This is a genomic window from Bradyrhizobium sp. SZCCHNRI20481 (assembly GCF_032485055.1).
Taxonomy (GTDB): Bacteria; Pseudomonadota; Alphaproteobacteria; order Rhizobiales; family Xanthobacteraceae; genus Bradyrhizobium.
The window spans coordinates 47,286-71,191 of sequence record NZ_JAUEUE010000015.1; the positions used below are offsets into that span (position 1 = coordinate 47,286).

Below are 23,906 nucleotides of genomic sequence, written 5' to 3' on the forward strand. Positions count from 1 at the left end.
GCCGGGATCAGACGCCCGCCCTGGGTGTGAGCTTGAACAGCGGCGAGCGATCCGGCTGGGTCGTGACCACGCCGACCGGCATCACGGGTGCGGCGTCGAGCATTTCGATGTCGAAGGCCGCCACCAGCCGTGCCAGCGCCAGCACCGCCTCGGTCAGGGCGAAATGAGCCCCGATGCAGACCCGCGCGCCCGCTCCGAACGGCAGATAGGCAAAGCGCTCCGGCGGCGGCGCGCCCGGCATGAAGCGATCCGGTATGAAGGCGTTGGGCGTTTGCCACAGCCTCTCGTGCCGGTGCAGCAGCCAGGGCGAGATCAGCACGACGTCGCCGCGCTTCACCTGGAACTCGGCGATACGGTCCGGCCCGCTTGCGGCGCGCGCAATCAGGAAGGCGGGCGGATAAAGCCGCAGCGTTTCGTCGATCACCGCGCGTGTGAATGGCAACTGATCCGGATTGCTCAGATCCGTCGCGGCGCGCGCCTCCTGCGCCAGCCTGTCCTGATTGGCTGGGTCGAGCGCGATGAGATACAGCGCCCAGAACAGCGCCGTCGCGGTCGTCTCGTGCCCGGCGAGGATCATGGTCGCGACCTCGTCGGCGAGCTGCGCATCGGTGAACGCAGCGCCCGTTTCCGGATCGCGTGCCGCGCCCATCAGGTCGAACAGGTCGCGCGGCGGCGCATCCTCCAGCTTGCCGGCCGCGCGCCGCTCGGCCATCAGCATGGCGACGAAGGCGGTCCAGCGCTTGCGGAAGCGTCGGCGCGCGAAGTCGCGCGGCGTCGGCCAGGACAGCGGCAACACGATGTCGAGCAGATGCGGGCTGGCCAGCCGCGCGCCATACTCGTAGACGAAATCGCGCAGGGTGGCGCCGTGCCGGCCCATCTCGAACGAGAACATCGTGCGGCCGGCGATGTCGAGCGTCATGCGCTGCATGATCTCGCGCAGGTCGAGCGGCTGACCGCATTGCTCTCTCAGCCGGACAACGGTCTCATCGGTCACCGCGACCATGTGCGGAACGAGGCCGGAAACGGCGCGCGGCGTGAAAGCCGGCGCCAAGGTGCGGCGCTGGTGCTTCCACGCCTTGCCTTCGGCGATCAGCAGCCCCTCGCCGAGCACTGGACGCAGCACGCGGATGGCACCGACGGTGCGGACGTAGTTCTCCCAATTGTCGACCAGCACATGCTTGATGGTATCAGGCGTATTGAGAATGTAGCTGGAGCTGCCGAAGAAGCGGCCGCGGATGATGTCGTCCTCATAGGCGCGCTGGCTCCAGGTCGCGATCGCGTTGTCGCCCATCATCAGCACGCGGCGCAGCGCGCCCATGCTGTCCGGCGCCCGCGGCGGCGTTGGAGGAACCAGTGGCAGGCGTGCCTGCGGCAGGTAGTGGACTTCGGCGGTACTCATTCACTGCCTCTCGACGCTGTCGTGAGCGGGGGACGGCGGACCGGCTGCACGGCGGCATGCCGAGCGCCGGCTGCTGTAGGACGAACCGGCCGGCCGCGGAACGGCGGTTTCCTGCCAGAGGTAATTCGGTCACCTCGCTTGCAACATGCGTGGGAGAGCGCGATTCAGCGCTCTCCCACGCCGTGATGTACCATCATACTCCAGCAACTAATTAGTCAGCTCGATCATCGCAATCCTGCTCTCCGATGCTGGCCAAAGACGGGCGGCGATGCGTTCCTCGTTGAACAGTCCGATGACGCTGCGCCCGACGTCGCCCGCCGGCAGCCGCAATGTCGTCGCTGCATCGGTCGGTATTCCCTTCTGTACGTCCCCGGGTTCCTTGCCGTCGAGCAGCACGATGTCGCGCGGCAGGCCGAAATAGCCGCGCGGCCTGATCATGATGAGAATCGCTCCGGCGCCGGCATCGGCCTGGCCGAGCGGCCGCGCCGCGCGCAGATGCACGACGTCGGACGAACGCGGGAACGGCGAACGGTAGAAGTGCGTGATCGGCGCGCCCGGCGAGGTCAGCACGATCTCGAGATAGGATGTCGGATCGACCTCCGCGGGACCCCAGCGTCCGTCGGCGCCGGCCTGGCCGCGATAGACAGGCTCGCCGTTGCGTGCGCCGGTCTCGATCGAGACGCGATAGACCTCCACGCTTGCGCCCGCCACTGGGCGATTGGTCGGCGCGCCGCCCGGCGTGCCCGTCACCAGGCCGCTGATCCGCACCTGCTGCTCGGGCTGGATCGCGATCTGCGCCGGCTCACGGCCGGCGATGAATTTGTAGATCTCGCGGAACGCGCGCGGGTGGAACGCGACCTCGCGATGGTCCAGCGCGCCGAGCACGAGATTGGTCGCGCCCTTCAACGCCGGCCCTTCCGCAGTGATCCCGGTGGGCACGCCGGGCTTGCCGACCAGCCGGCCATCGGCCTGCGCATATTTGTCGAGGCCGTCGCTGCGCAGCGTGAGGAAGGCGGTGCCCTCGGCCACCTCGCTGTCACCGACATTCAGTCCGCGCAGGAACGGGCCGCGGCCGTTGAACTCGCTGCCGGGGCTGTCCTCCCAGTCGAACACGCCATGATTGGGCGTGCCGCACAGCACCGCATGGCTGACATCGGCGCCGCCGCCGTTCTTCACCACGTTGCGGATCGCATTGCCGCCGCGCGAGCTGCCGACCAGCGCGATCCGCGCTGCACCGGTGCGCTCCTTGAGCGCCTTGATCGCTTCGGCAAGTTCGCGCCGCTGGTCGTCGGTCGACGAGCGACCCGGCTGCGCCACGGCGTCGTCATTGCGCGCCAGCGGGTCGGTGAAGTTGAGCGCGGCAAGGCGCGTTCGCGGCACGCCGTTGGATTCCATCCGCCACAGCGTCGTCAGCCAGAGCGCCGCGTGGTCGCCATTGCCATGCACGAACAGGATCGGGGGAATCTCGCCTGCCGATGTGGTCGCCGCCGCCGTTTGCGCACGTGCAGGTAAGGTCAGACCGCTGGTGAGCAGGGGCAGGGTTCCCATGGTCTGCAGAATGGTGCGGCGCGTCAGCTTCATCGGCGGTCTCCCTTTTGTCTCATTCATTTTGTGTTCGTTGGCCGCGGTCCATGATGCGAGCCTGAATAGCGAGCACTGGACAGCGGCGGACATTCGCAGGCATCACATACGTCCGGGCGGAATCAAGCGATAGTTCAATGCGGACGGACGACGTGGACGGAACGGCATGAATGCGCCGCAGAAACGTGAGCTGTTTGCGGCCGAGAGCATCGCCGCGCCGCTGCGGCACGCTGTGTTCCGTCGCATCTGGCTGGCGAGCCTGCTGTCGAATCTGGGCCTGCTGATTCAGGCCGTGGGCGCCGCCTGGGCGATGACGCAGATGACGTCGTCGGCCGACAAGGTGGCGCTGGTGCAGACCGCCTTAATGCTGCCGGTCATGTTCATCTCGATGCCGGCCGGTGCCATCGCCGACATGTATGACCGGCGCATCGTCGCGCTGGTTGCGCTTGCGGTGGCCCTGGGCGGCGCCACCACCCTGACCGTGCTGGCCTGGCTCGGCCTCGTGACCCCAGAGCGGCTGCTGGCGCTGTGCTTCGTGATCGGCAGCGGCATGGCGCTGATGGGGCCGGCGTGGCAATCCTCGGTCAGCGAGCAGGTGCCGCCAGAGACGCTGCCGGCGGCAGTCGCGCTGAACGGCATCAGCTACAACATCGCCCGCAGCTTCGGCCCGGCCATCGGCGGCGTCGTGGTCGCCGCTGCCGGCGCGGTCGCAGCCTTTGCGGCGAATGCGCTGCTGTATCTGCCGCTGCTGGCCGCGCTGTTCCTGTGGCGGCGCGTGGTCGAACCGAGCCGGCTGCCGCGCGAGCCGCTCAACCGCGCCATCGTCTCTGGCGTCCGTTATATCATCCATTCGCCGTCGATCCGGATCGTGCTGATCCGCACGCTGGTCACCGGCATCATCGGCGGCTCGATCTCGGCGCTGATGCCGCTGGTCGCGCGCGACCTGCTGCATGGCGGCGCGCAGACCTATGGCATCATGCTGGGCGCCTTCGGCATGGGCGCCGTGGTCGGCGCCCTCAACATCGGGGAGATCAGGAAGCGGCTGTCCGGTGAGGCCGCGATCCGCACCTGCGCGCTGACCTTGGGCGCGGCCACTGCCGCCGTCGCACTCAGCACCGCGCCGGTGCTGACGGCGGCGGCGCTCGTCATCGCCGGCGCGGTGTGGATGCTGGCGGTGGCGCTGTTCAACATCGGCGTGCAGCTTTCGGCGCCCCGCTGGGTCGCGGGCCGCGCGCTGGCGGCATTTCAGGCGGCGATCTCCGGCGGCATCGCGATCGGCAGCTGGGGCTGGGGCCGCCTCACCGACGCCGCCGGCGTCGAGGTCGCGCTGCTGGTGTCGGGCGCGCTGATGATGGTGTCGCCGCTGCTCGGCCTGTGGCTGCGGATGCCGCCGATCGGCGCCCGCAACGAGGACGGCGAGACCTTGGCCGATCCGGAGGTGCAGCTCGAGCTGACGCCGCGCTCGGGGCCGCTGGTGGTCGAGATCGAGTACCGCGTCGCCGAGGACAATGCCCGCGCCTTCCACGACCTGATGCAGGACGTGCAGCTCAGCCGCCAGCGCAACGGCGCCTATGGCTGGTCGATCGCCCGCGACATCGCCGATCCCGAATTATGGACAGAGCGCTATCACTGCCCGACCTGGATCGACTATCTGCGTCAGCGCAACCGCTCGACCCGCGCCGAGCGCGAGCTGCACAAGCGCGCGATCGACTTCCACATCGGCACCGACCCGGTGCGCATCCGCCGCATGCTGGAACGCCCATTCGGCTCGGTCCGGGCCAAGGAGGATATCGACCGCACCGCCGAGCAGGCACCGGCCGTTGCGTCAGCGGCCCGCAGCGGGCCCTAGAACGGCGGGGGCAAGCGTAGCCTTCGCGAGCTATGTCCGCTTCAGGATCGCTGTCAGCTGCAATCAAGAAACCCGCTACTGCACCTTGATCACGACCTTGCCCTTTGCACGGCCGGTCTCGACATAGGCGAGCGCCTCGGGCGTCTGGGTGAAGGGGAATATCTTGTCGACGACGGGGCGAATCGCGCCGCTATCGATCAACCCGGCGATCTGCTCGAGTTGCCGGCCATCGGCGTGCATGAACAGGAATGAATAGTCAACGCCGAGGCTCTTTGCCCTCTTGCGCACGCTGCGGCTCAACAGCCGGATAACAAGCTTCAGAACGGCGTTCAGCCCGAGAGCCGTGGCAAAGGGCGGATCGGGCGGCCCCGAAATCGAGACAAGGCGGCCGCCTTGCTTCAGGACGTTCAGCGATTTCGCAAGCGTCTTCGGATCCTGGCTGTGCAGCACGACGTCGTAGCCCGAGAGAACTTTTTCGAAGTCCTGGGTCGTGTAGTCGATCACGACATCGGCGCCGAGGCTGTTGACGAGGGCGGCGTTCTTCGCACTCGTCGTCGTCGCGACCGTCGCCCCCAGATGCTTGGCAAGCTGGATCGCGATCGTACCGACTCCGCCGGAGCCAGCCTGAATGAAGACCTTCTCGCCCGGCTTCACCTTCGCGACATCGACCAGAGCCTGCCACGCCGTCAGCGCGACCAGCGGCACGGACGACGCCTCTTCCATCGTCAGTGTGCGGGGCTTGAGTGCGACATCGTCTTGGTGGATGGCGATGAATTCCGCGAAGGTGCCAATGCGGTGATCTCTTGGCCGGGCATAGATCTCGTCGCCGACCCTGAAGCGGCTGACCCCATCGCCGACCTTGACGACGGTCCCGGCGACGTCGTGACCGAGCACAAAGGGCAGACGGTAGGGCAGGAAGATCTTGAACTCGCCGTCCCTGACCTTCGAGTCGATCAGGTTCACGGCCGAGGCATGAACGCGAATGAGGACGTCAGCGCTCTGGACCTGCGGATAGGGTCGTTCGACGAGGCGTAGCGGGCCCTTCTTCTTGTACTTCTCGACGACGTAGGCTTTCACTGGGCTCTCCGGTCTGTGTTCCTTGCCTGGCAAGGTTTGGCTTCCGCCGTGCGATCTGCACAAATTCAGGTGTGGTCGAGGCTGATGGCGCCGCGCGTGACGTCATCGGAACGCGCACGACGCGCGCATCGGGGGTTCATTCAGACTTAGGAAGCTGATGCGCGCGAAGGCCAGCCAAGGTGCGGATCGCGAGTTTTCCGCTCCGCAGGATGCCACTCGACGCCTCTTTGTCGACTGCGCGTGCCAGCTGGAGCGTCCCGATCAGGGTCGCAAAGATCGCGCATGCCACATCTTCCCTCGCTTCGACATGGGCCGGAAGTGCTTCTGCGAGCTGCAGCACAAGGGCGCGAGACTGTTGGGCATACATGCCGCGCGTCTCTTCCGGCTGCCGCGCAAGCTCCGGTAACAGTGCCGCAGAGGCGCAGCCCTGCCCCGGATGGTCCCGGTGTTCGGGGGAAAGATAGATGTCGATCAAGCGATCGAGTCCCCCTTCGTCCAGCACCTCGCGCAGCCATACGGCCTGCCTGCCGAGGGAGTCGGAGATCGTCTCGCGGACGAGATCGGCCTTCGAAGGGAAGTGGGGATAGAAGGCGCCGTTCGTCAGGCCGGCATCCTTCATGATCGTCGCCAGACCTGAGCCCGCAATTCCATCCGTGCGGAAGCGCTCGACAGCGACGTCCATGATCCTGCGGCGCGACGTGTCTTTTCGGCCCTTTTCGTATCGCATGAAGCCTTCGTCCGCATCTCTATTGCATTATGATCATAATATCATTAAACGATCATAATGCAACCCGTCTCTGACGCGAAGTCCGAGATTACGCGAGGAAAACACATGGCCGCCGTAAGAACTGCAATCGTGACCGGGGCATCCTCCGGCATCGGCTACGCTGCCGCCGAAGGTCTAGCCCGCGCGGGTTTCACGGTGTTCGGAACAAGCCGGAAGATCGCCAATGACGGCCCCCAGGGCGTCACGATGCTGGCCTGCGACGTAACCGACGAGGCGTCGGTTTCCGCGCTGATCGCAGACGTCGTCTCGCGGGTGGGGAAGATCGATCTCCTCGTCAACAACGCCGGCATCGGCATGTTCGGCGGCGCAGAGGAATCCTCGATCCCGCAATCGCAGGCGCTCTTCGACGTCAATGTCTTCGGCGTGATGCGGATGACGAATGCGGTGCTGCCGGTGATGAAACGCCAGGGCGGCGGCCGCATTCTCAACATCGGCTCCATCCTCGGGGTCATCCCGGCGCCGTACTCGGCGCATTACTCGGCCGCCAAGCATGCGATCGAGGGCTATTCGGAATCGCTCGACCACGAGGTCCGGGCCTTCAATGTCCGCGTTTCCGTCATCGAACCGGCCTATGTCCGCACCGTTTTCGATCAGAACGGCATGGAGCCCGACCAGCAGAAGGCCGAATACGATCAGGCGCGCATGGCTGTCGCGGCGCTGCTGCGGGATGTCATGCCCAAGGCCGACCTGCCGGATGTCGTCGTGAAGGTGATCATCAAGGCGGCGAGCGATCAGGTCCCGCGCCGGCGCTACACCGCAGGCAATGCGGCGCGCATGGTCAGTCTGCTGCGCCGGTTCGCAACCGCCGGACTATTCGACAAGACCCTGCGCAAGCAGTTCCGCCTCGCGTAGTCAGACGCTTCCGACCGCCTTCGGGCGGGCCGCACCAGTTCGCGAAAATTGCTGTCCGTGCTGCGGGACGGACCTTACTGCCCGTGCTCGGTCAGCACCTTCTCGCAAGCCTTCGACAGCTTGGCCCGATGCTCCTTGAGACAGGCCAGCACCGCCTGATCGCCGTTGTTCATCACGGCGCGGCAATGCCGCGAGACGTCGCGCGCGCAGGCATCCTGGCCGGGCTGCTGCTGGGCTGAGGCCGCCGACGCCATCAGGACCAGAGGAATGATCGTTAGGATTTTGTTCATGACTGGCGCCTCGCTCCCGGCATTGAAAGGTTGGCGGCGCTTTTAGTGGTCACAACCGGCCGTCGCAAGCGCCACGGTCGCAGCCGGGGCGCGCAGGGGAGCCAAGAGCGGTTCCTCAATTGGCGTCGTTGACCTCGGCGACCTTGCCGCTGCGCCGGGAGACCTCCTTGTCGAGCACGGCGCGGCAGCCGGAGCTGAGCGACGAGCGGTTCTTGATCATGCAGGCGGTGATCGCCGGGATGTTCGGGATCTCGCTGCTGCACAGGCGGAAGGCGTCGCCGGTGCACATCTGCTGCGCTTCGGCGCTGAAGGCGAAGCTCGCAGTCGAGGTGAAGGTCGAGACGGCGGCGACGCTGATGGCGGTCAGAACGGCCTTACGCAGAACATTGGTGGACGTCGTCATGGCTGGCTCCCATTGGCGCCGCATGTTTGCGGAGCCGCGTGTTTCAATGCGCCCATCATGGCCTGATCGCTCTCTAGCAACCGTGATGCGGGTCACGCCAGATCCAAACCTGGTCGGCAGTTCCGGCAGGCCGATGGCCGCGGCGACATGTCGCTCCGGCGAACTGCCGCTTCGGCGCCGGCATCATCCTGGAAATCTTGCCCGATCCTGGTCGTGTTGGCACCGCGTTAAGGAATCGTTGGCACTAATGGAAGCTAATTGAAGGAGGCGGACAGCGTTGCGTCCGCCATCGAGTGTCTCGCGCTTTCGGGAAGAGTAACCATGCGTAATGCGTTAGGCTTGCTGCTGGCCACCGTCGTCGCGGCGTTGGCGATCACCGGTGTCTGGTACTACGTATCGAAGCCCAGCGCCGCCAAGGCCGCCGCGCAGAGCGCAGCGGCGCGGCCGTCCGAGCCGGCGCCGCCCCCTCCGGCACGCGTCGCCGCCAAGGCCGGCGCCAAGGACGATGTCGAGATTACCGGCACGATTTCCACGCGCGCAGCCGCAGCCGCCCCGGCGCTGCCCAAATCGACCTGCGCCAATCCTGACGCGCTCGGCATCTCCCGCACCGTCATGGTCGACACCACCGGCGGCCCCGGTTTCGGCCTCGACCATTTCAAGCAGTTCGACTTCCTCGCCGACCACGAGGTGGTGCTGACCTTCGACGACGGCCCGTGGCCGGTCAACACGCCGGCGGTGCTGAAGGCGCTGGCCGACGAATGCACCACCGGCATCTTCTTCACGATCGGCAAGCATGCGACCTATCATCCGGAGATCCTGCGCCAGGTGCTGGCCGCCGGGCATGTCGTCGGCGTTCATACCTGGTCGCATGCCAATCTGAACGGCAAGAAGATGACCGACGAGACGGCGAAGGAGGAGCTCGAGAAGGGCTTCAGCGCGGTCAAGTTCGCGCTCGGCACCAACCCGGCGCCGTTCTTCCGCTTCCCGCAACTGCAGCACCGGCCCTCTGCCGTGGCCTATCTCGGAAGCCGCAATGTCGCGATGTTCTCCTGCGACGTCGACAGCTTCGACTTCCGCTCCAAGGATGCCGACCAGGTCGTCAACACCGTGATGACCGGGCTCGACAAGAAGGGCAAGGGCATCATCCTGATGCACGACTTCCAGAAGAACACCGCGCTGGCGCTGCCGACCCTGCTGCGGCGGCTCAAGGCCGGCGGCTACAAGGTGGTTGCGATGAAGCCGAAGGGCACGCTCGACACGCTCCCGGAATATGACGCGATGATCGGCCAGGATCCGAAGCTGCCGACGACAATGACCAATGCGCGGCCGATCTCGAGCGTGATCCAGACCATCTCGCAGTGATGCTCCGCTGCAGGGTCTCCTCGCGCGAAAGGCCGGGCATTCGCCCGGCCTTCTTCGTTTGTCGCCTGTCGCCGGCCGCTCACCAATAGATGCCGTGGCGATGCAGCTCGCGGACGATCCGGGCTTCAGTCCAGCTCTTGCGGCGCGTCCGGTCGGAGCGCGCCGATTTCGACCGCCGCGATGATTTCTGCACCGAGCGGGTCGGCTCGGGCGCCGGCGTCGCAGCGGCGACGGCGGGCTGTGGTGGCGTCGTTGCGGCGACCGGAGCCGCGGGAGCCGCAGGCGCAACCGGTTGCGCAATCGGCTGGACCTGGACCGCGGCTGCTGGCACCGGCGCCGGCGTGACGGTGACCTCGCCGGCCTGCTGGACGTAGGTCGGGCGCGGTGCCGGAGCGGCGGCATCGCTCGACGTCATCGACAGGCTGCGCGTTCCCTCGGCCTGTGCGGCCGCGGCGGACGCGAGCATCATGGCTCCGATCAGGATTATCTTGCGCATCGTGAAGGCTCCCCTCGTTGACTGAGAGGAGGTTTAGACGCCGGCGCGACCGTCCGATGTGACTGCGGTCACGCTCGGCCCTGCAAGCGCGAATGGAGCCGGGATCTCGGCACATGTCATTGCGGACCGGCGCACCATTTTTCTCGAACCCTTTTCGCCGCCGCGGCGACTTCCGTTCAGGACGCGGGAGCTCGGGACGAGCCCATCCGGACAAGCGACCGACTGCAGCATTTGCGCGGCGGCGCCCGCGGCAGTCCTGCTTACCTGACTGTTGCGACCAAATGACCGTCACGACGCGAGTGCTTCATGGGGGCCAGGGCGATCTCAAGATTGAGGTATGATTGTATGTATATGTCCTGTTCGTTGGTGCTGGTTCAGAAGATTCGCCGAATCCGATAGTCAGGGCGATCGATTCGGAGGAAGGATGCGCGCATGGGCCGGGTGATCGTTGCGATGTTCATGGCGGCCGTGACGTTGCTGGCCGCCAGCGGGCAGGGCCGGGCGCAGTCCGGCGACAACAGCGTCGAGGAGATCTATATCGCGCGGAGCGTGCGCCAGGGCCGCGTCGTGCCGTCGGATTTCTGCGCGCCGACCAAGACCGGCTTCGCACCGGCGCTGGAGGATCAGCTCTCGATCCGTTCCGTCGGGGTCCGGCCGGCTGACGGCCGCATGACCGACACCGGCGACAAGAGCATCGGCGAGATGCGGGTCTGCATCGGCCAGGCGATGGATCCGACCCTGCTCGGCACCTACACCGAGGGCCAGCTCAACGGCATCGCGTTCACCGGCATCGGCGATTGCCGGCTGGTGCGCGGCAATCTGCCGGAGGACGGCCTGCTCACCCACCGCTGCTTCCTGGCGCTGTCGGGCCTGCCTGAGCCCTATGTCGGCGGCTTCCTGGTCTCGAGCTCGCTGTATTCGAAGACGCCGTTCGGACCTGAGAGTTCGCCGCCGGGCTATGCCCAGGCCGGCATCCTGGTCATCCGACTCTGGAAGAAGCGGCTGCCCTGAGGCCGCCGTTCGCGCGCTCAGGCCGGCGAGAAGGTCTGCACGAAGGCGCGCACCGCCGCGGACACCTTGTCCTCCGAGACGTGCCAGGCGGCGCCGTCGTCGGCGGCGAAGAAGCTCGACGCATTCGACCCGGCCCAGCGGAACACCTCGAACGACGGCCAGTACCAGATGTCCTCGAGGTTCGAATTGTTGACGACCTCGTGCGCGACCAGCCGCATCGTGCTCTTCGACAGGCAGTCGGCCTGCACCACCGATTCATATTCGAACGAGGTCAGCAGCGGCACCGGCGACACGGTGACGATCACCTTGATGCCTGGCCGGATGCTGCGGATGAACTCGATCAGATAGAGCACGTTGTCGACGTTCTCCTGCACGCTGGCGGTGCGGAACTTGTACTTCTCCGCCAGCGCCCGCGAGTTCAGCGCGGTCGGCCGCGGCAGCACGAAGGCGCCGGTCTCGCGGTCGAAGAACGCCGCGGCGACGCCGAGCGTCAGGATGAAGACATCGGCCTGCTTGATGACGGCCAGCGTGTTCTCCTTGCTCGATCCCGGCGGCAGCAGCTCGACGATGCGCTCGCGGATCTCCGGATCGATCTTGGCGTCGCGCAGCCAGTCGACGAACACGCGGTTGGCGAAGGTCGTGTTGATGTACTCCGAGATCTCCATGTGGTGGCTGGCATAGCCACTGTCGGTGAGGCTCTTGGAGAGGTTGCGCGCGAAGCACGAGCCCATGGTGAAGAAGCGCGTGCTCTTGTCGAGGAATTTCGGCGCGGCGGCGAGGTTCACCGCGATGTGGTTGGTGATCAGCGTCTGCAGGTCGCCAAGGAAGTCCTTGGTCTCCGGATAGCGTCCGACCTTGGCGCGGCCCTTGGCTTCCTTGGCCTTGCCCTTCTTGGCGTTCGACCGCGCGAGCTCCAGCGTCTCGCGGTTGATCGGGTTGTCATAGGCCGGGTTGAGCTTGATCGCCTTCTCCAGCGCGGCGACCGCTTCCTCGAACTCGTTGCCCTGGGTCAGGATCTCGCTGAGCGAGAAATAATCGGCCGCCTGGTTGGAGGCGCGGGCGAGCTTGCGGAACAGCTCCATCGAGCGCGTGAACGGCCCGACATGGCTGCAGCGCACGGCCGCACTGCGGATCAGGTGCAGGTTGCCCTCGCTCGGCTCGTCGAAAATCTCCGGATGCTCGTCGAGGATCGCCAGCATCATGTCGCGCGCCTCGGCGCGCTTCTTGTGCGAGCCGTCGTCGATCAGCTGCGCATAGATGAAGCGCGCGTTGATGTCCTTGGGGTCGAGCTCGAGCAGCTTCTGGAACGCGAGCTGGGCGCTGACGAAGTCCTTGTCCTCGATATATTTGTAGGCGAGCGTCCGGATCTGGCCGACGATGGATTGAAACTGGGTGTGGTTGTCGAGGGCAGTCGTGCTCATGTCGCGGGTTCGCCTTTGTCTCGCGTTGCGTCTTCGGCCGTTGATCCGGCGCCGCTGCCAGCAGCCGGTGCATCGCCAGTGCCGGTCGAATCGTCACGCGCACAGGTGCCATGCCCTCGCGAGAGACGTCCCACCATGACCTCTGGATACTGATCGCCACCGGCTTGGCCGCTGGCGTACGCCCGAGCGCAACCGGCACCGGCGGGATTCGAACGCCTCGGACGCGCTCGTCCGGATCGCCGCCAGCCGCCAGTGCGGGCATTCATCCCGCCGCTCGCGCCGAACGATGGCGCGATTTGGGTTAAGCAATTCTTAACCGGCAAATGCAGCGCGGCGAGCGGACGGGTCAGGAAACGAGCGGGCGGGTCAGGAAAGGAGAGATGGGGACGGAAGGAGAGGCTGGTGCCGCAAGAGGGACTCGAACCCCCGACCCCGTCATTACGAATGACGTGCTCTACCAGCTGAGCTATTGCGGCGAACCATAGCGGCGAGCGCCCGGCACGGGGACGGACGACGCGATCGCGTTCCTGATATCGGGCGAACGGCCCGTTGGCAAGGACAACGCGCGCCGCCGCGGCGCGGAAACGAACCGGTGTGACCCGGAACGGCGGGGCTGGTTGCCCTCAGCCGCCGAACCGTGACCAGAACCCGCGCCAGCCGCCGGCCTGGGCCTTGGGTGCGATCTGCTCGGCGAACTCGTCGCGGGGCTGGTCGTCGTCGTCGACGCCGGGATCGTCCGGCGGTCGCATGATCGGGACGATCGCCTGGATCGGCGTCTCCGCCGGCCTGGCGAGATCGTTGCGGGTGCGGAACAGCGGCGTCGGCGCGGTGGCCGCGGTCTCGGCCGGCTTGGCGGCCACGGCATCCGGCTCGGCCTCGGTCTCCGGCTCCGATTCGGCCTCGGCGGGGCCCGCGGCCTGCAGCGGCGGCGCCGGCTCGGCGGCGATGGCGGTAGCCTCGATCAGCCTGCCGTCCTCAGCCTTGTCCACAGGGATATCCACGGGCTTGTCGACAGGCTTGTCCACTGCCTCGACCGGCTTTTCGGCCTGCTCGGGCTCGGCGGCGGCCGCCGGCCGCGGCGGCTCGTTGTCCTGCACGGCCGGCGTGATCACCACGGGCTCGGGTGCGGGCTCGCGCGGCGGCGCGACTGCGGCTTCGGCCACGGCCTGCCGGACCGGCGGCGCCAGCACGGCTTCGGCGAAGGCCGAGCTTTCGATCACGCTGCTGCGCTCCGAGGGCAGGCTCGCCACCGGCGTCTGCCACTGGAAGGCGTCGAGCCGGCCGGTGACCGGCGAGATCGGCTGCCAGCGGTCGCTGACATAGCCGTCCGCGGTCCAGGCCGGGTCGTGGCGGGCACGCACCGCGCGCAGCGCCCAGTCCCGCGCCTTGCCGGCGTCGCCATGCTCGGTGCGCTCCAGCTCGGCCATCAGCATCGCCACGCGCTGGGTCGGGTCCTCCGTGAACGGCGCCAGCGCCTCGCGGGCGCGGCCGAATTCGGCGGCGTCGATCGCCGCGCGCGCCACCGCCAGCGCGCCCTCGACATGGCCGGGCGTCCGCGCGGCCAGGTTCTCCACCCGCGCCAGCCGCTGCGTGGCCGAATCGCCGAGCCGCACATGGGCGTAGGCATCGGCGAGATCCGGATGCGGGCACGCGGCCCAGGCGGCCTCGATGATCTTCATCGCGCGCCGCACCTGGTGCGCCTCGCTCTCGAACTTCGCCGCCAGCACCGCGGCCGGCACCAGGGTCGGCGCCAGCTTCACCGCCTCCACCGCGCTGGTGCGCGACAGGTCGCGATCCCCGGTCTCCAGCGCCAGCGCGCGCGCCGTCAGCAGCACGCCGCGCTGACGGCGGTAGGTCGGCTTGTCGATCATGCCGGCGGTGTAGTTGCCGTCGAGGATCGAAAGCGCACCGTCCCAGTCGGCCTCGGCGCAGCGGAAGCCGAGCACCGCATGCGAGGCCCAGGTGGCGTTGGGCGCCAGCCTGAGCGCCTCGTCGGCAATCATCACCGCGGCATAGGCGTCGTCGGCGCGCTGCGCCTCGATGAACAGGCCGCGCAGGCCGAGCAGGCGGGTGTCCTGGCGCTCGGCCATGGCGCGGAAGGCGCGCCGGGCGCCGTCGCGGTCGCCTTCGAGCTGCGCCGCCTGGGCGTGCAGGAGCAGCGTCAGCGGATCATCGCCGGCCAGCCGCTTGGCGGTGTCGGCGTGCTGCCGCGCCGCGGTCGAATCGCCGTGGCCGATCGCCAGCAGGCCGTGGGTGATGGCGTGGCGGCCGCGCTGATGCCGGCGAGCGCGGTGCGCCTTGCGGATACGGCCGGGTGCCCGCAGCAGCGCGCTGATCAGGTTCCACAGCGCGACGCAGGCGGCGATGGTGAGGCCGAGCGCGAGCACGAACACCGGCAAGGTCATGGCGATCCGCCACGGGCCCCAATTCAAGACGACGTCGCCCGTCTGCTCGGCGACCCAGGCCGAGCCCGCAGCGGCGAGCCCGACCAGGATGAGGAAAATGACGATCCGGAACATGGGCGTCCTATTGCGCGGGTTTGGCGAGCGCGGTCATCGCGTCGTCGGCGAATTTGCGGGCGGCCGACAGCGCGGCGTCGCGGGCATCGGCGCGTGCGAGCCAGTCATTGGCGGGGGCGCGATCACCAGGCGAGAGACCCTTCAGCTCGCGGCGGGCCTCGGCGAAATCGTTGCGCAGCGCCGCCGCGGTGATCCGTGCCACCACCGCGCCGCGATCGGTGCCGGCGCCGTCGGTGCGCTCGACCTTGACCAGGCTCGAGGCGCCGGCCGAGAGCTTGCTGAGGATCGAGGTCCCGGTGGTGCTCTCGGGCGCCGGCGGCGAGAGCTTCGGCACGATGGTGAGCAGCTCGCGGCTCAGTGCCGCGGGGCTCGGCACGCCGGTCGTGGCGAACGCCTCCAGCGGCTTCAGCGCGGCCGCGTCGGGCGCCAGAGATTTGGCGGTGGTCAGCGCCGCTCCATAGGGATCGCCGTGACGGACGGCGACGTCGAGCAGGGTCGCGGCGACCACGCGGCGCAGCGGCGCGTCGTCGGCCGGCTTGGCCGCCTCTGCCGCCTCGGAGATCCTGGCGCGCTCCTGTGCCAGCGCCGCGCTCTGGCTCTTGCTCGCCCGCTCCAGCGCGTCGATGCGTGCGGTCAGGCCGGAGAGATCGACCGGCTCGGGTGCGGGCGCCGGCGCGGAGCCGTCGCGCGGCTGCGCCCGGACGTCGTTGAGGGCGGCCACGGTCTTGTCGGCCTGAGCGCGCAGGCCGACGACGTCGTTGCGAAGCGCTGCCATCGCCTTGTCGGCGGCATCGAGCCGGCCCGTCACGGCGCCATCCGGCTTGCCGATGCGCTGCTCCAGCCCGGCGACGCGGGAGGTGAGCTCGTCGACCGCCGTGGCCTGCGGCGAGATCGCCGACGGCGGTGCGACCTGCGGCCAGCCCAGCATCCAGCCGACGCCGATGACCAGCGCGGCCGCGGCCGCGCCGGAGAACGGCGCGATGATCCAGGGCGACACCGGCCGGGAGGGGGGCGGCGCCATGCGCGGCGGCTCGGCCGCGGCAATGGTCTCCTCGACCCTGTCATCGGCGGCAGCAGCCGCTTCGGCGTCCGGCGCCAAATGCGGGTGCGATTCGGCGGCGGTCTCCGACGAGCCTTCGGCCATCGCCGCCGCCGGAGCGGACCATGGCGAGGCGGTCGGCCGCTCGGCCGCGCTCTCGCTGGCCGACGGGCGCTCCTCGCGTGAGGTCGGCTCCAGGTCGATGGTCGGCGGTGGCCGTTTCGGCCGCCCGGTGTCGGAGGCCGGTGCAGCGGTGTCGGGTTCATCGACCATGGTGGAAGTTCCCTGGCTGAGGCAAGATTGAGCAGGCCCTCTTACGCCATTCACGACCGTAGCGCACGGGTCAGGCCCTCCAGCATGTCGTTTTCATCCGGATGCGCCGCGATTGTGACCTGGGTGGCGCCGGCCTCGCGCAGCACCTCGGCGACATTGGCCGACAGGCAGCCATGGGGCACCGCCAGCGCCGAGATTTCGACGCCATCGGCCCGGATGGCGGCCACGAATGCCGCGGCACTCCGCCGCGAATAATGCAGCACCGCCTCGATCCGGTTGGCTGCGAAGGCCGCGCAGACGTCGCGCGGCAGCGCCGCGACCGGCGCCATCCGATAGACGGTCTGGGTGACCACATCGAAGCCGCGCTCGGCGAGCTCGGAAGCGAGGTCGCGCGAGATGTCGGCGCCGGCGAGATAGAGCAGGGTGGCCTTGGCGTCGATGACGCCGCTGTCTGCGATCAGGTCGCGCAACGCCGCCGCATCGGCCGCGGCCGAGATCACCTGCGTGAAGCCGGCCTCGCGTGCGGCCGCGGCGGTCCGGTCGCCGACCGCGAACAGCGGCAGGCGCAGCAAGGCGGACGCCCTGAGCTGCGGCGCCGCCGCGCGCAGCGCGTTCGATGACGTCACGATGACGCCGGCGGCGTCGTGGCCCGCGTCCGGCGGCAGCGCGACCGGCTCGAAGCGCAGCATCGGCGCCAGCAGCACCTCGAAGCCGCGCGCGCGCAGGGCGCTCGCAGTGCGTTCATTGTCCGGGGCGGGACGGGTCACCAGCACGGCCATGTGCTATGCTCCCGTCGAACACGGATCGGCCGGGCTGCAACGGACGGACGATTGCACCTGGCGACCTCGTGGTGTTAGGCGGTTCTGCGCACTCATAATGACCAAAAGGGTTGAGATTGGGTAACGAATCGCAAACGCTCGTGCTGGGCATCGAGACCACCTGCGACGAGACCGCCGCGGCCGTGGTGGCGCGTGATTCGGACGGCAAGGGGCAGATCCTCTCCAACGTGGTGCGCTCGCAGACCGACGAGCACGCCATCTATGGCGGTGTGGTTCCAGAGATCGCGGCGCGCGCCCATGTCGACATGCTCGATCATCTCATCGACGCGGCGATGCGCGAAGCCGGCATCGACTATGCCGCGCTCGGCGGCGTCGCCGCGGCGGCCGGGCCGGGCCTGATCGGCGGCGTCATCGTCGGCCTCACCACCGCCAAGGCGATCGCGATGGTGCACGACACGCCGCTGATCGCGGTCAACCATCTCGAGGCGCATGCGCTGACGCCGCGCCTCACCGATGCAATCGACTTCCCCTATTGCCTGTTCCTGGCCTCCGGCGGTCACACCCAGATCGTCGCGGTCGCCGGCGTCGGCGACTACGTCCGGCTCGGCACCACCGTCGACGACGCGATGGGCGAGGCGTTCGACAAGGTCGCGAAGATGCTGGGCCTGCCCTATCCGGGCGGACCGCAGGTCGAGCAGGCCGCGCGCAATGGCGACGCCGCGCGCTTTGCCTTCCCGCGTCCGATGCTGGGCCGCAGCGATGCCAATTTCTCGCTGTCCGGGCTGAAGACGGCCGTGCGCAACGAGATCGGCCGGCTCGACAAGGTGAGCGAGCAGGACATCGCCGACCTCTGCGCCAGCTTCCAGGCGGCGGTGCTGGACTCGACGGCCGATCGCCTGCGCGTCGGCCTCGACCTGTTCAAGCAGCGCTTCGGCGCGCCGACTGCCTTGGTCGCCGCCGGCGGCGTCGCCGCCAACCAGGCCATTCGTGGCGCGCTCGACGACGTCGCGCAGCAGGCCGGCACGCGGCTGATCATGCCGCCGCCCGCGCTCTGCACCGACAATGGCGCCATGATCGCCTGGGCCGGACTGGAGCGCCTCGCGCTCGGCCTCGTCGATGGCATGGACGCCGCCCCGCGGGCGCGCTGGCTGCTGGATGCGAATGCCAGCGTGCCCGGCAAGTTCGCGAATACGCGCGCGGGGTTTTGAGGGTTATGGAATTGCTTTTTCATTCCGCACGAAGCGGCTGGATCGCCCTCGGCTGTGATGTGGCAAGCTCGTGCACCACACGCGGTGCGCTCCCCTCCCCCTTGCGGGGAGGGGTCAGGGGTGGGGGTGGCTCCATAAAAATTCTCGCTCGTGGCACCCCCCTCCCCAACCCTCCCCCGCAAGGGGGGAGGGAGCGCAGCCGAATCCGCGGCGAATGACTCGTTTCCAAACGATCTCCGTCATCGGCGCCGGTGCGTGGGGCACCGCGCTCGCCGCCGTCGCCGCGCGTGCCGGGCGTGACGTCACGCTCTATGCCCGCGATGCCGACCACGCCGCGCGCATCGGCGCTGCCCGTGAGAACCCGCGCCTTCCCGGCATTCCCCTCGCGTCGCGCATCGCCGTGACCGCCGATCTTGCCGAGCCCGCCCGCGCTGACGCCGTTCTCATCGTCGTCCCCGCCCAGCATCTGCGCGGCGCCGTCATGCATCTCGCACCGCTGCTCCGTCCGGGCACGCCGCTCATCGCCTGCGCCAAGGGCATCGAGCACGGCACCCATAAATTCATGACCGAGGTGATCGCGGAGGCCGCGCCGAACGCAGTCCCGGCGATCCTGTCCGGTCCGAGCTTCGCGGACGACGTCGCGCGCGGGCTCCCGACCGCGGTGACGCTCGCCGCGCCCGACGAGGCGCTCGCGGCCGACCTCGTCCATGCGCTGGGCTCGCCGACCTTCCGGCCCTATCACTCCACCGACGTGCGTGGCGTCGAAATCGGCGGCGCCGCCAAGAATGTGCTGGCGATCGCTGCCGGCATCGTTTCCGGCCGCAAGCTCGGCGCCTCGGCGCTGGCGGCGCTGACCACGCGCGGCTTCGCCGAGCTGGTGCGGCTCGGCCGCGCCTATGGCGCCCGCAGCGAAACGCTCACCGGCCTGTCCGGCCTCGGCGACCTCATCCTGACCTGCGCCGGCCCGCAATCGCGCAACTTCGCCGCCGGCCTCGCGCTCGGCCGCGGCGAGCCGCTCCCTGCTGGCAAGCTCGCCGAGGGACAATACACCGCGCCGGTGCTGGTCGAGCTCGCCGCGTCGCGCGGCGTCGAGATGCCGGTGGCGCAGGCGGTGGCCGCCATTCTCGCCGGCACCGTGACGATCGATGCCGCGATCGAGGCGCTGATGATGCGCCCGTTCAAGGCGGAGGAGTGAGCGTTCTGGCTGCGCACCACATTCACCCCTCACCCTGAGGAGCCCGCCGCAGGCGGGCGTCTCGAAGGGGGAGGCCCTGATCCGGCCTCATGGTTCGAGACGCGCCTGCGGCGCTCCTCACCATGAGGGTTGAGCGCAGAGACCGGCGCCGCGTCATCGCTGGGCAAAAGCGCAGCGCCCCGGCTCTAAGGTGTTGACCCGGCCGTTGTCGTCTTCTTTGATCCGGCCGCCGAGCGAGGCCGTATTCCGCTCGAGACTGGCGCGACGTGATCTGAGGATCTTGCACATATGAACTACTGGCTGGTGAAATCCGAACCCTCGGTATGGTCGTGGGACCAGCAGGTGGCGAAGGGCGCGAAGGGGGAGGCCTGGACCGGCGTGCGCAACTACACGGCGCGGCAGAACCTGGTGGCGATGAAGAAGGGCGAGCTCGCCTTCTATTATCATTCCAACGAGGGCAAGGAGATCGTCGGCATCGCCGAGATCATCAAGGAAGCCTATCCCGACCCGACCGACAAGACGGGCAAGTTCGTCTGCGTCGACATCAAGGCGCACAAGCCCTTCAAGACCCCGGTGACGCTCGCCGCGATCAAAACTGACAAGAAGCTGTCGGAGATGGCGCTGGTGAAGCAGTCGCGGCTCTCGGTGCAGCCGGTGACGGCGGAGGAGTGGAAGCACATCTGCAAGCTGGGCGGAGTGTAGGGCGCAAGGGCTTGTGAGACGCGCAAGGCGTTAGCGCCATTCGTGGTAGCTCCGGACCTGCGGCTGCCATGGGCAGGCTGCGTCCTTTCAGGCGCCGCGCTATGATGCTACGTTCAGTTGTAGCAGGGAGCACCTGCTTCCTGCTCCATACCGAACAGGAGACCGACATGTCTGACAGCGTCTACAAAGTCATCGAGCTGATCGGTACCAGCAGCGAATCTTGGGAAAGGGCGGCCGCGAACGCGGTCGAACAAGCTGCGAAAACACTCCGGGACCTGCGCGTTGCAGAAGTCGTCAAGCTCGACATGCAACTCGATGCGAAGGGGAAAGTCGAAGCCTATCGGGCCAAGCTCAACGTGTCGTTCAAGTTCGAAGGCGCATGAGCTGACCATCGACTTGCGTTGTCGTTCGCCGGCCTATCGGCCGCGGCAAGGTTTGAGCCTGCAATCCGGTGTCGTGCCCGCCATCGGGGGCATGACCGTGGACGTCTCGGTTCGGCTTCCCGGGGGATGGCGAGGCGGGACGGACCACAAGCCTGTCATACGGAAATTGCCCGTCGCGCCGGTTATGTCGCAGGGCAGCGCCGCTGCATGACGATCGGGAGTTCGGATCAGAGATCGAGACCTTTCTTCCTCAGTTCATCAACCATCTGCTTCCTGATCTCTTCGCCGAGAGCTTGACCAAATTTCTGCCCGGCAATGCTCGACTCCTGGGTGACGGACGGCAGCTTCTGCAGGACTCTTTGACCTGTCGGGGTCCTGTAGAACTCAGCCATGGTCCTGAGGTCGTCCGCCGAGAAGTTCCTGGCATAGACGACCGCGATCGCATCCGAGAATTCGGAAACCCTGCCCTGAAAGGCCTGGGTGAACTTCGGGATCAACGCATCATATTGCAGAGCGACCTCGGCGCGCCCCTGGACGATCGTCGGTCTCAGGTTCTTCAGAACGATCGGCAACAGGGCTGTCGCCTGGTCATTCATATGCATCACGGAGACCAGCTCTTTCGCAGCCGCCAAGGACTCCTGTGATGTCGCTTGGGCTCTTGCCGATGGCGGCGTTGCGGCGGTGAGCCAAATGGCGGAGGCGACGACTACGTACCGACAGCGATGCTTCATCCTGATCCCCCATGTGCCGGCTGCAGCGGCGATCGCTGCTACGGCCGGGTTCCAATTCTTAAGATCAGCCGGAGCCAGCGAACAGTATTGCTAAGCTGTGTTTTCTGCCGCTGCAACCGGATTGGCATCCCCGCGCTATTGTGCGGATCAAAGCCTGCTCGGTTGCCCGTCGGGCAGTTTCCGCATTCCCGACATGCGCCAATTGCCTGTCGAGTTAGTTTGCCGCAGCCGCGCCGGCTTGTGTCGTCGGGCAAATCACCTTCACATTTCCGCGCATCCTGTTGCCGCATGAGGGGCGTTTCGCGACCGTCACGAACCGTTGGCAGTGGGATGCGATGGGCGTGTGTTGCTGCAGCGTGGTCGCCACGCGGACGAACGGCGACACGCGCACGGTCAAGTCGCGCGGTCCTGATATCCCGATGCTGATATCAAGCGGGTGCTGATGCTAACGTGTCGCGCTCGTGATGGTGGCCAACAAGCCCGGCGCGCCAAGGAGAACGCGAAGCAGCCGTTAAAACCGTTGCGCAGGGAGGGCCGGGTGTGTTCGGCCAGACCTGTGGTACCTGCCGCCAGCATTTTCTTTCGCTGGCGGGCCACGGGCGCGGCCAGCGCCCGGCCTTCCCTGCGCCCTCTGTTTTCCGAGGGCGGTGAGTTTCAGCACAGCTCGGGCGCATCGTGTCGCGAGAACGAGATTGTTCGCCTTCGAGCTGCTTCTCGGAGGCAACGCCGGGCGCGCCAACCACAGCTGTCGTCCCGGGCAAGCGCGAAGCGCGCCGACCCGGGATCCATAACCACAGGGTTCAGTTGTCTTGCACGGGACCAGCAGCCTGCCTCTTACAAACATCACGCGGTATGGGTCCCTGTGTTCGCAGGGACGACACCGGTTATTTGGCGCGCGCTCGGCCCTCACGATCCAAACAAAAAGAAAGGGGCCCCAGCTTGCGCTGGAGCCCCTCAACGGTCAGGGCATTGCCGGGTATTTGCCCGAACCGAAGTTGCGGACCTGGTCGCGTACGACCAAGTCCCGGGAGAACTCAGTAGTTGTAGGCGCGCTCGCCGTGGTCGGTGATGTCCAGACCCTCGCGCTCCTGCTCCACGGTCGGGCGCAGGCCGATGACCACGTCGACGACCTTGTAGAGGATCGCCGAGCCGACACCCGACCACACCAGCGTGGCGACGACAGCCTTGAGCTGCGCCAGCATCTGCGTGGCGAAGTCGTAGGTGCCGGCGTTGTTGCCGGTGATGTTGGTGTAGTCGGTGATGCCGACGCCGCCCAGCGCCGGGTTGACCAGGATGCCCGTGGCCAGAGCGCCGATGATGCCGCCGATGCAGTGCACGCCGAACACGTCGAGCGCGTCGTCATAGCCGAGCGCGTTCTTCACGGTGGAGACGAAGAACAGGCAGACCGGCGAGACGATCAGGCCGAGCACCAGCGCGCCGATCGGGCCGGCATAGCCGGAGGCCGGGGTGACGGCGACGAGGCCGGCGACCGCACCCGAGCAGATGCCGAGCAGCGAGGGCTTGCCCTTGACGGCCCATTCGCACAGCAGCCAGGACAGCGCCGCACCGGCGGTGGCGACCATGGTGTTGACGAAGGCCAGTGCGGTGACGCCGTTCGACTCCAGGTTCGAGCCGGCATTGAAGCCGAACCAGCCGACCCACAGCAGCGCGGCGCCGATCATGGTCATGGTCAGCGAGTGCGGAGCCATCAGCTCCTTGCCGTAGCCGGTGCGCTTGCCGATCAGGACCGCGCCCACCAGGCCGGCGATGCCGGCATTGATGTGGACGACGGTGCCGCCTGCGAAGTCGAGAGCGCCAGCGCCGGCGAGCCAGCCGACAGCGCCGGTGACTTCGTCGAGCTTGGCCTGGGCAGCGGTCTTGGCGGCAGCGTCGCCAGCGGCAGCGAGAGCCTTGGCAGCAGCAGCGATGTCATCGGGAGCTGCGATGAACCAGACCCAGTGCGCGATCGGGAAGTAGATGAAGGTCACCCAGAGCAGGATGAACAGCATCACCGCCGAGAACTTGATGCGTTCGGCGAAGGCGCCGACGATCAGGGCCGGGGTGATCATCGCGAAGGTCATCTGGAACACGAAGTAGGCCAGCTCCGGGATCACCACGCCGTTCGAGAAGGTCGGAACGGTCGAGTTGGCGTCGACGCCGTGCAGGAGGGCCTTGGAGAAGCCGCCGACCCACGAGGTCATGCTGCCGCCGTCGGTGAAGGCGAGCGAGTAGCCGTAGAGCGTCCAGATCACGCCGACCATCGCAACGATGGCGAACACCTGCGTGAGGACCGAGGCCATGTTCTTGGTGCGGACGAGGCCGCCATAGAACAGCGCGAGGCCGGGGATGGACATCATCAGGACGAGCGCGCTGGACACGAGCATCCAGGCGACGTCGCCCTTGTTGGGAACGGGGGCGGCTGCGGCAGCGGCGGCAGGCGCGTCCTCGGCGAACGCCACATCGGCGAGGCCTGCGACGCAGAGCCCTGCAATTGCGAGCGTAACCCATCCCGCGCTGGTTGGACGCTTGAACGTCATTTTATTGTACTC

General features: G+C 67.5%; 21 protein-coding genes and 1 tRNA gene. 8 read left to right on the forward strand and 14 right to left on the reverse strand.

Annotated features, from left to right (window positions below):
* Nucleotides 1-7: 7 nt before the first annotated feature.
* The gene (locus QX132_RS23640) at nt 8-1,399 is read right to left on the reverse strand and encodes a cytochrome P450 (protein ID WP_315740480.1); all 1,392 of its coding nucleotides are present in this window, start codon (nt 1,397-1,399) and stop codon (nt 8-10) included.
* A 207-nt stretch (nt 1,400-1,606) separates the two neighbouring features.
* A complete protein-coding gene (locus tag QX132_RS23645; RefSeq protein ID WP_316163028.1) occupies nt 1,607-2,980 on the reverse strand; it encodes a hydrolase in 1,374 nt (457 codons plus the stop codon).
* Nucleotides 2,981-3,146: 166 nt separating this feature from the next.
* Here QX132_RS23645 and QX132_RS23650 point away from each other — a divergent pair, with 166 nt between their 5' ends.
* Nucleotides 3,147-4,829 carry an MFS transporter gene (locus QX132_RS23650; protein ID WP_316163029.1) on the forward strand — a complete coding sequence of 561 codons (1,683 nt, stop codon included), beginning with the start codon at nt 3,147-3,149 and terminating at the stop codon, nt 4,827-4,829.
* Between the two features lie 75 nt (nt 4,830-4,904).
* Here QX132_RS23650 and QX132_RS23655 read toward each other — a convergent pair whose 3' ends face one another.
* Both QX132_RS23655 and QX132_RS23660 read right to left on the reverse strand, forming a co-directional pair.
* Complete coding sequence (locus tag QX132_RS23655; protein WP_316163030.1) at nt 4,905-5,906, reverse strand: NADP-dependent oxidoreductase; 1,002 nt, start codon at nt 5,904-5,906, stop codon at nt 4,905-4,907.
* 136 nt (nt 5,907-6,042) lie between these two features.
* Nucleotides 6,043-6,633, reverse strand: coding sequence for a TetR/AcrR family transcriptional regulator (locus tag QX132_RS23660; protein ID WP_316163031.1), 591 nt, complete (start codon nt 6,631-6,633; stop codon nt 6,043-6,045).
* 105 nt (nt 6,634-6,738) lie between these two features.
* Between QX132_RS23660 and QX132_RS23665 the strand changes: the two genes are divergently transcribed.
* Nucleotides 6,739-7,545, forward strand: coding sequence for an oxidoreductase (locus QX132_RS23665; RefSeq protein WP_316163032.1), 807 nt, complete (start codon nt 6,739-6,741; stop codon nt 7,543-7,545).
* Between the two features lie 74 nt (nt 7,546-7,619).
* Here the strand turns inward: QX132_RS23665 and QX132_RS23670 are convergent, their stop codons facing one another.
* Both QX132_RS23670 and QX132_RS23675 read right to left on the reverse strand, forming a co-directional pair.
* Entirely contained in the window at nt 7,620-7,835 is a 216-nt protein-coding gene (locus QX132_RS23670) for a hypothetical protein (RefSeq protein ID WP_315811878.1), read from the reverse strand.
* A gap of 115 nt (nt 7,836-7,950) precedes the next feature.
* Nucleotides 7,951-8,238 carry a hypothetical protein gene (locus tag QX132_RS23675; RefSeq protein WP_315811879.1) on the reverse strand — a complete coding sequence of 96 codons (288 nt, stop codon included), beginning with the start codon at nt 8,236-8,238 and terminating at the stop codon, nt 7,951-7,953.
* Nucleotides 8,239-8,559: 321 nt separating this feature from the next.
* Here QX132_RS23675 and QX132_RS23680 point away from each other — a divergent pair, with 321 nt between their 5' ends.
* A complete protein-coding gene (locus QX132_RS23680; protein WP_316163033.1) occupies nt 8,560-9,600 on the forward strand; it encodes a polysaccharide deacetylase family protein in 1,041 nt (346 codons plus the stop codon).
* A 79-nt stretch (nt 9,601-9,679) separates the two neighbouring features.
* Here the strand turns inward: QX132_RS23680 and QX132_RS23685 are convergent, their stop codons facing one another.
* Nucleotides 9,680-10,096 (reverse strand): hypothetical protein, encoded by a 417-nt coding sequence (locus tag QX132_RS23685; protein WP_316163034.1) that lies wholly within the window; start codon nt 10,094-10,096, stop codon nt 9,680-9,682.
* Nucleotides 10,097-10,528: 432 nt separating this feature from the next.
* Here QX132_RS23685 and QX132_RS23690 point away from each other — a divergent pair, with 432 nt between their 5' ends.
* Complete coding sequence (locus tag QX132_RS23690) at nt 10,529-11,107, forward strand: hypothetical protein (protein ID WP_316163035.1); 579 nt, start codon at nt 10,529-10,531, stop codon at nt 11,105-11,107.
* Nucleotides 11,108-11,124: 17 nt separating this feature from the next.
* Here the strand turns inward: QX132_RS23690 and QX132_RS23695 are convergent, their stop codons facing one another.
* From QX132_RS23695 to QX132_RS23715, 5 genes are all read right to left on the reverse strand, one after another.
* Nucleotides 11,125-12,528: a GSCFA domain-containing protein gene (locus QX132_RS23695; protein ID WP_316163036.1), complete on the reverse strand. Its 1,404-nt coding sequence runs from the start codon at nt 12,526-12,528 to the stop codon at nt 11,125-11,127.
* A 400-nt stretch (nt 12,529-12,928) separates the two neighbouring features.
* Nucleotides 12,929-13,004, reverse strand: a tRNA-Thr gene (locus QX132_RS23700).
* A gap of 147 nt (nt 13,005-13,151) precedes the next feature.
* Complete coding sequence (locus tag QX132_RS23705; protein ID WP_316163037.1) at nt 13,152-15,047, reverse strand: heme biosynthesis protein HemY; 1,896 nt, start codon at nt 15,045-15,047, stop codon at nt 13,152-13,154.
* Between the two features lie 7 nt (nt 15,048-15,054).
* A complete protein-coding gene (locus tag QX132_RS23710) occupies nt 15,055-16,359 on the reverse strand; it encodes a hypothetical protein (protein WP_316163038.1) in 1,305 nt (434 codons plus the stop codon).
* A gap of 50 nt (nt 16,360-16,409) precedes the next feature.
* Entirely contained in the window at nt 16,410-17,138 is a 729-nt protein-coding gene (locus QX132_RS23715) for a uroporphyrinogen-III synthase (protein WP_316163039.1), read from the reverse strand.
* 140 nt (nt 17,139-17,278) lie between these two features.
* Here QX132_RS23715 and tsaD point away from each other — a divergent pair, with 140 nt between their 5' ends.
* From tsaD to QX132_RS23735, 4 genes are all read left to right on the forward strand, one after another.
* A complete protein-coding gene (gene tsaD, locus QX132_RS23720; RefSeq protein WP_315777336.1) occupies nt 17,279-18,346 on the forward strand; it encodes a tRNA (adenosine(37)-N6)-threonylcarbamoyltransferase complex transferase subunit TsaD in 1,068 nt (355 codons plus the stop codon).
* A 214-nt stretch (nt 18,347-18,560) separates the two neighbouring features.
* Nucleotides 18,561-19,541, forward strand: coding sequence for an NAD(P)H-dependent glycerol-3-phosphate dehydrogenase (locus tag QX132_RS23725; RefSeq protein WP_316163040.1), 981 nt, complete (start codon nt 18,561-18,563; stop codon nt 19,539-19,541).
* A 288-nt stretch (nt 19,542-19,829) separates the two neighbouring features.
* The gene (locus QX132_RS23730) at nt 19,830-20,243 is read left to right on the forward strand and encodes an EVE domain-containing protein (RefSeq protein WP_316163041.1); all 414 of its coding nucleotides are present in this window, start codon (nt 19,830-19,832) and stop codon (nt 20,241-20,243) included.
* Between the two features lie 167 nt (nt 20,244-20,410).
* Entirely contained in the window at nt 20,411-20,626 is a 216-nt protein-coding gene (locus QX132_RS23735) for a dodecin family protein (protein WP_316163042.1), read from the forward strand.
* 227 nt (nt 20,627-20,853) lie between these two features.
* Here QX132_RS23735 and QX132_RS23740 read toward each other — a convergent pair whose 3' ends face one another.
* Together QX132_RS23740 and QX132_RS23745 are read right to left on the reverse strand one after the other, a co-directional pair.
* Entirely contained in the window at nt 20,854-21,357 is a 504-nt protein-coding gene (locus QX132_RS23740; RefSeq protein WP_316163043.1) for a DUF2059 domain-containing protein, read from the reverse strand.
* A 1,034-nt stretch (nt 21,358-22,391) separates the two neighbouring features.
* The gene (locus QX132_RS23745; protein ID WP_316163044.1) at nt 22,392-23,894 is read right to left on the reverse strand and encodes an ammonium transporter; all 1,503 of its coding nucleotides are present in this window, start codon (nt 23,892-23,894) and stop codon (nt 22,392-22,394) included.
* Nucleotides 23,895-23,906: the final 12 nt, after the last annotated feature.

Bases quoted from the DNA above. Each gene is read 5' to 3' on its own strand.
- QX132_RS23640 (WP_315740480.1), bottom strand. From the start codon at position 1,399: ATGAGTACCGCCGAAGTCCACTACCTGCCGCAGGCACGCCTGCCACTG.
- QX132_RS23660 (WP_316163031.1), bottom strand. From the start codon at position 6,633: ATGCGATACGAAAAGGGCCGAAAAGACACGTCGCGCCGCAGGATCATG.
- QX132_RS23645 (WP_316163028.1), bottom strand. From the start codon at position 2,980: ATGAAGCTGACGCGCCGCACCATTCTGCAGACCATGGGAACCCTGCCC.
- QX132_RS23715 (WP_316163039.1), bottom strand. From the start codon at position 17,138: ATGGCCGTGCTGGTGACCCGTCCCGCCCCGGACAATGAACGCACTGCG.
- QX132_RS23735 (WP_316163042.1), top strand. From the start codon at position 20,411: ATGTCTGACAGCGTCTACAAAGTCATCGAGCTGATCGGTACCAGCAGC.
- QX132_RS23730 (WP_316163041.1), top strand. From the start codon at position 19,830: ATGAACTACTGGCTGGTGAAATCCGAACCCTCGGTATGGTCGTGGGAC.
- QX132_RS23680 (WP_316163033.1), top strand. From the start codon at position 8,560: ATGCGTAATGCGTTAGGCTTGCTGCTGGCCACCGTCGTCGCGGCGTTG.
- QX132_RS23690 (WP_316163035.1), top strand. From the start codon at position 10,529: ATGGGCCGGGTGATCGTTGCGATGTTCATGGCGGCCGTGACGTTGCTG.
- QX132_RS23675 (WP_315811879.1), bottom strand. From the start codon at position 8,238: ATGACGACGTCCACCAATGTTCTGCGTAAGGCCGTTCTGACCGCCATC.
- QX132_RS23670 (WP_315811878.1), bottom strand. From the start codon at position 7,835: ATGAACAAAATCCTAACGATCATTCCTCTGGTCCTGATGGCGTCGGCG.
- QX132_RS23695 (WP_316163036.1), bottom strand. From the start codon at position 12,528: ATGAGCACGACTGCCCTCGACAACCACACCCAGTTTCAATCCATCGTC.
- QX132_RS23650 (WP_316163029.1), top strand. From the start codon at position 3,147: ATGAATGCGCCGCAGAAACGTGAGCTGTTTGCGGCCGAGAGCATCGCC.
- QX132_RS23665 (WP_316163032.1), top strand. From the start codon at position 6,739: ATGGCCGCCGTAAGAACTGCAATCGTGACCGGGGCATCCTCCGGCATC.
- QX132_RS23685 (WP_316163034.1), bottom strand. From the start codon at position 10,096: ATGCGCAAGATAATCCTGATCGGAGCCATGATGCTCGCGTCCGCCGCG.
- QX132_RS23705 (WP_316163037.1), bottom strand. From the start codon at position 15,047: ATGTTCCGGATCGTCATTTTCCTCATCCTGGTCGGGCTCGCCGCTGCG.
- QX132_RS23745 (WP_316163044.1), bottom strand. From the start codon at position 23,894: ATGACGTTCAAGCGTCCAACCAGCGCGGGATGGGTTACGCTCGCAATT.
- QX132_RS23710 (WP_316163038.1), bottom strand. From the start codon at position 16,359: ATGGTCGATGAACCCGACACCGCTGCACCGGCCTCCGACACCGGGCGG.
- QX132_RS23740 (WP_316163043.1), bottom strand. From the start codon at position 21,357: ATGAAGCATCGCTGTCGGTACGTAGTCGTCGCCTCCGCCATTTGGCTC.
- QX132_RS23725 (WP_316163040.1), top strand. From the start codon at position 18,561: ATGACTCGTTTCCAAACGATCTCCGTCATCGGCGCCGGTGCGTGGGGC.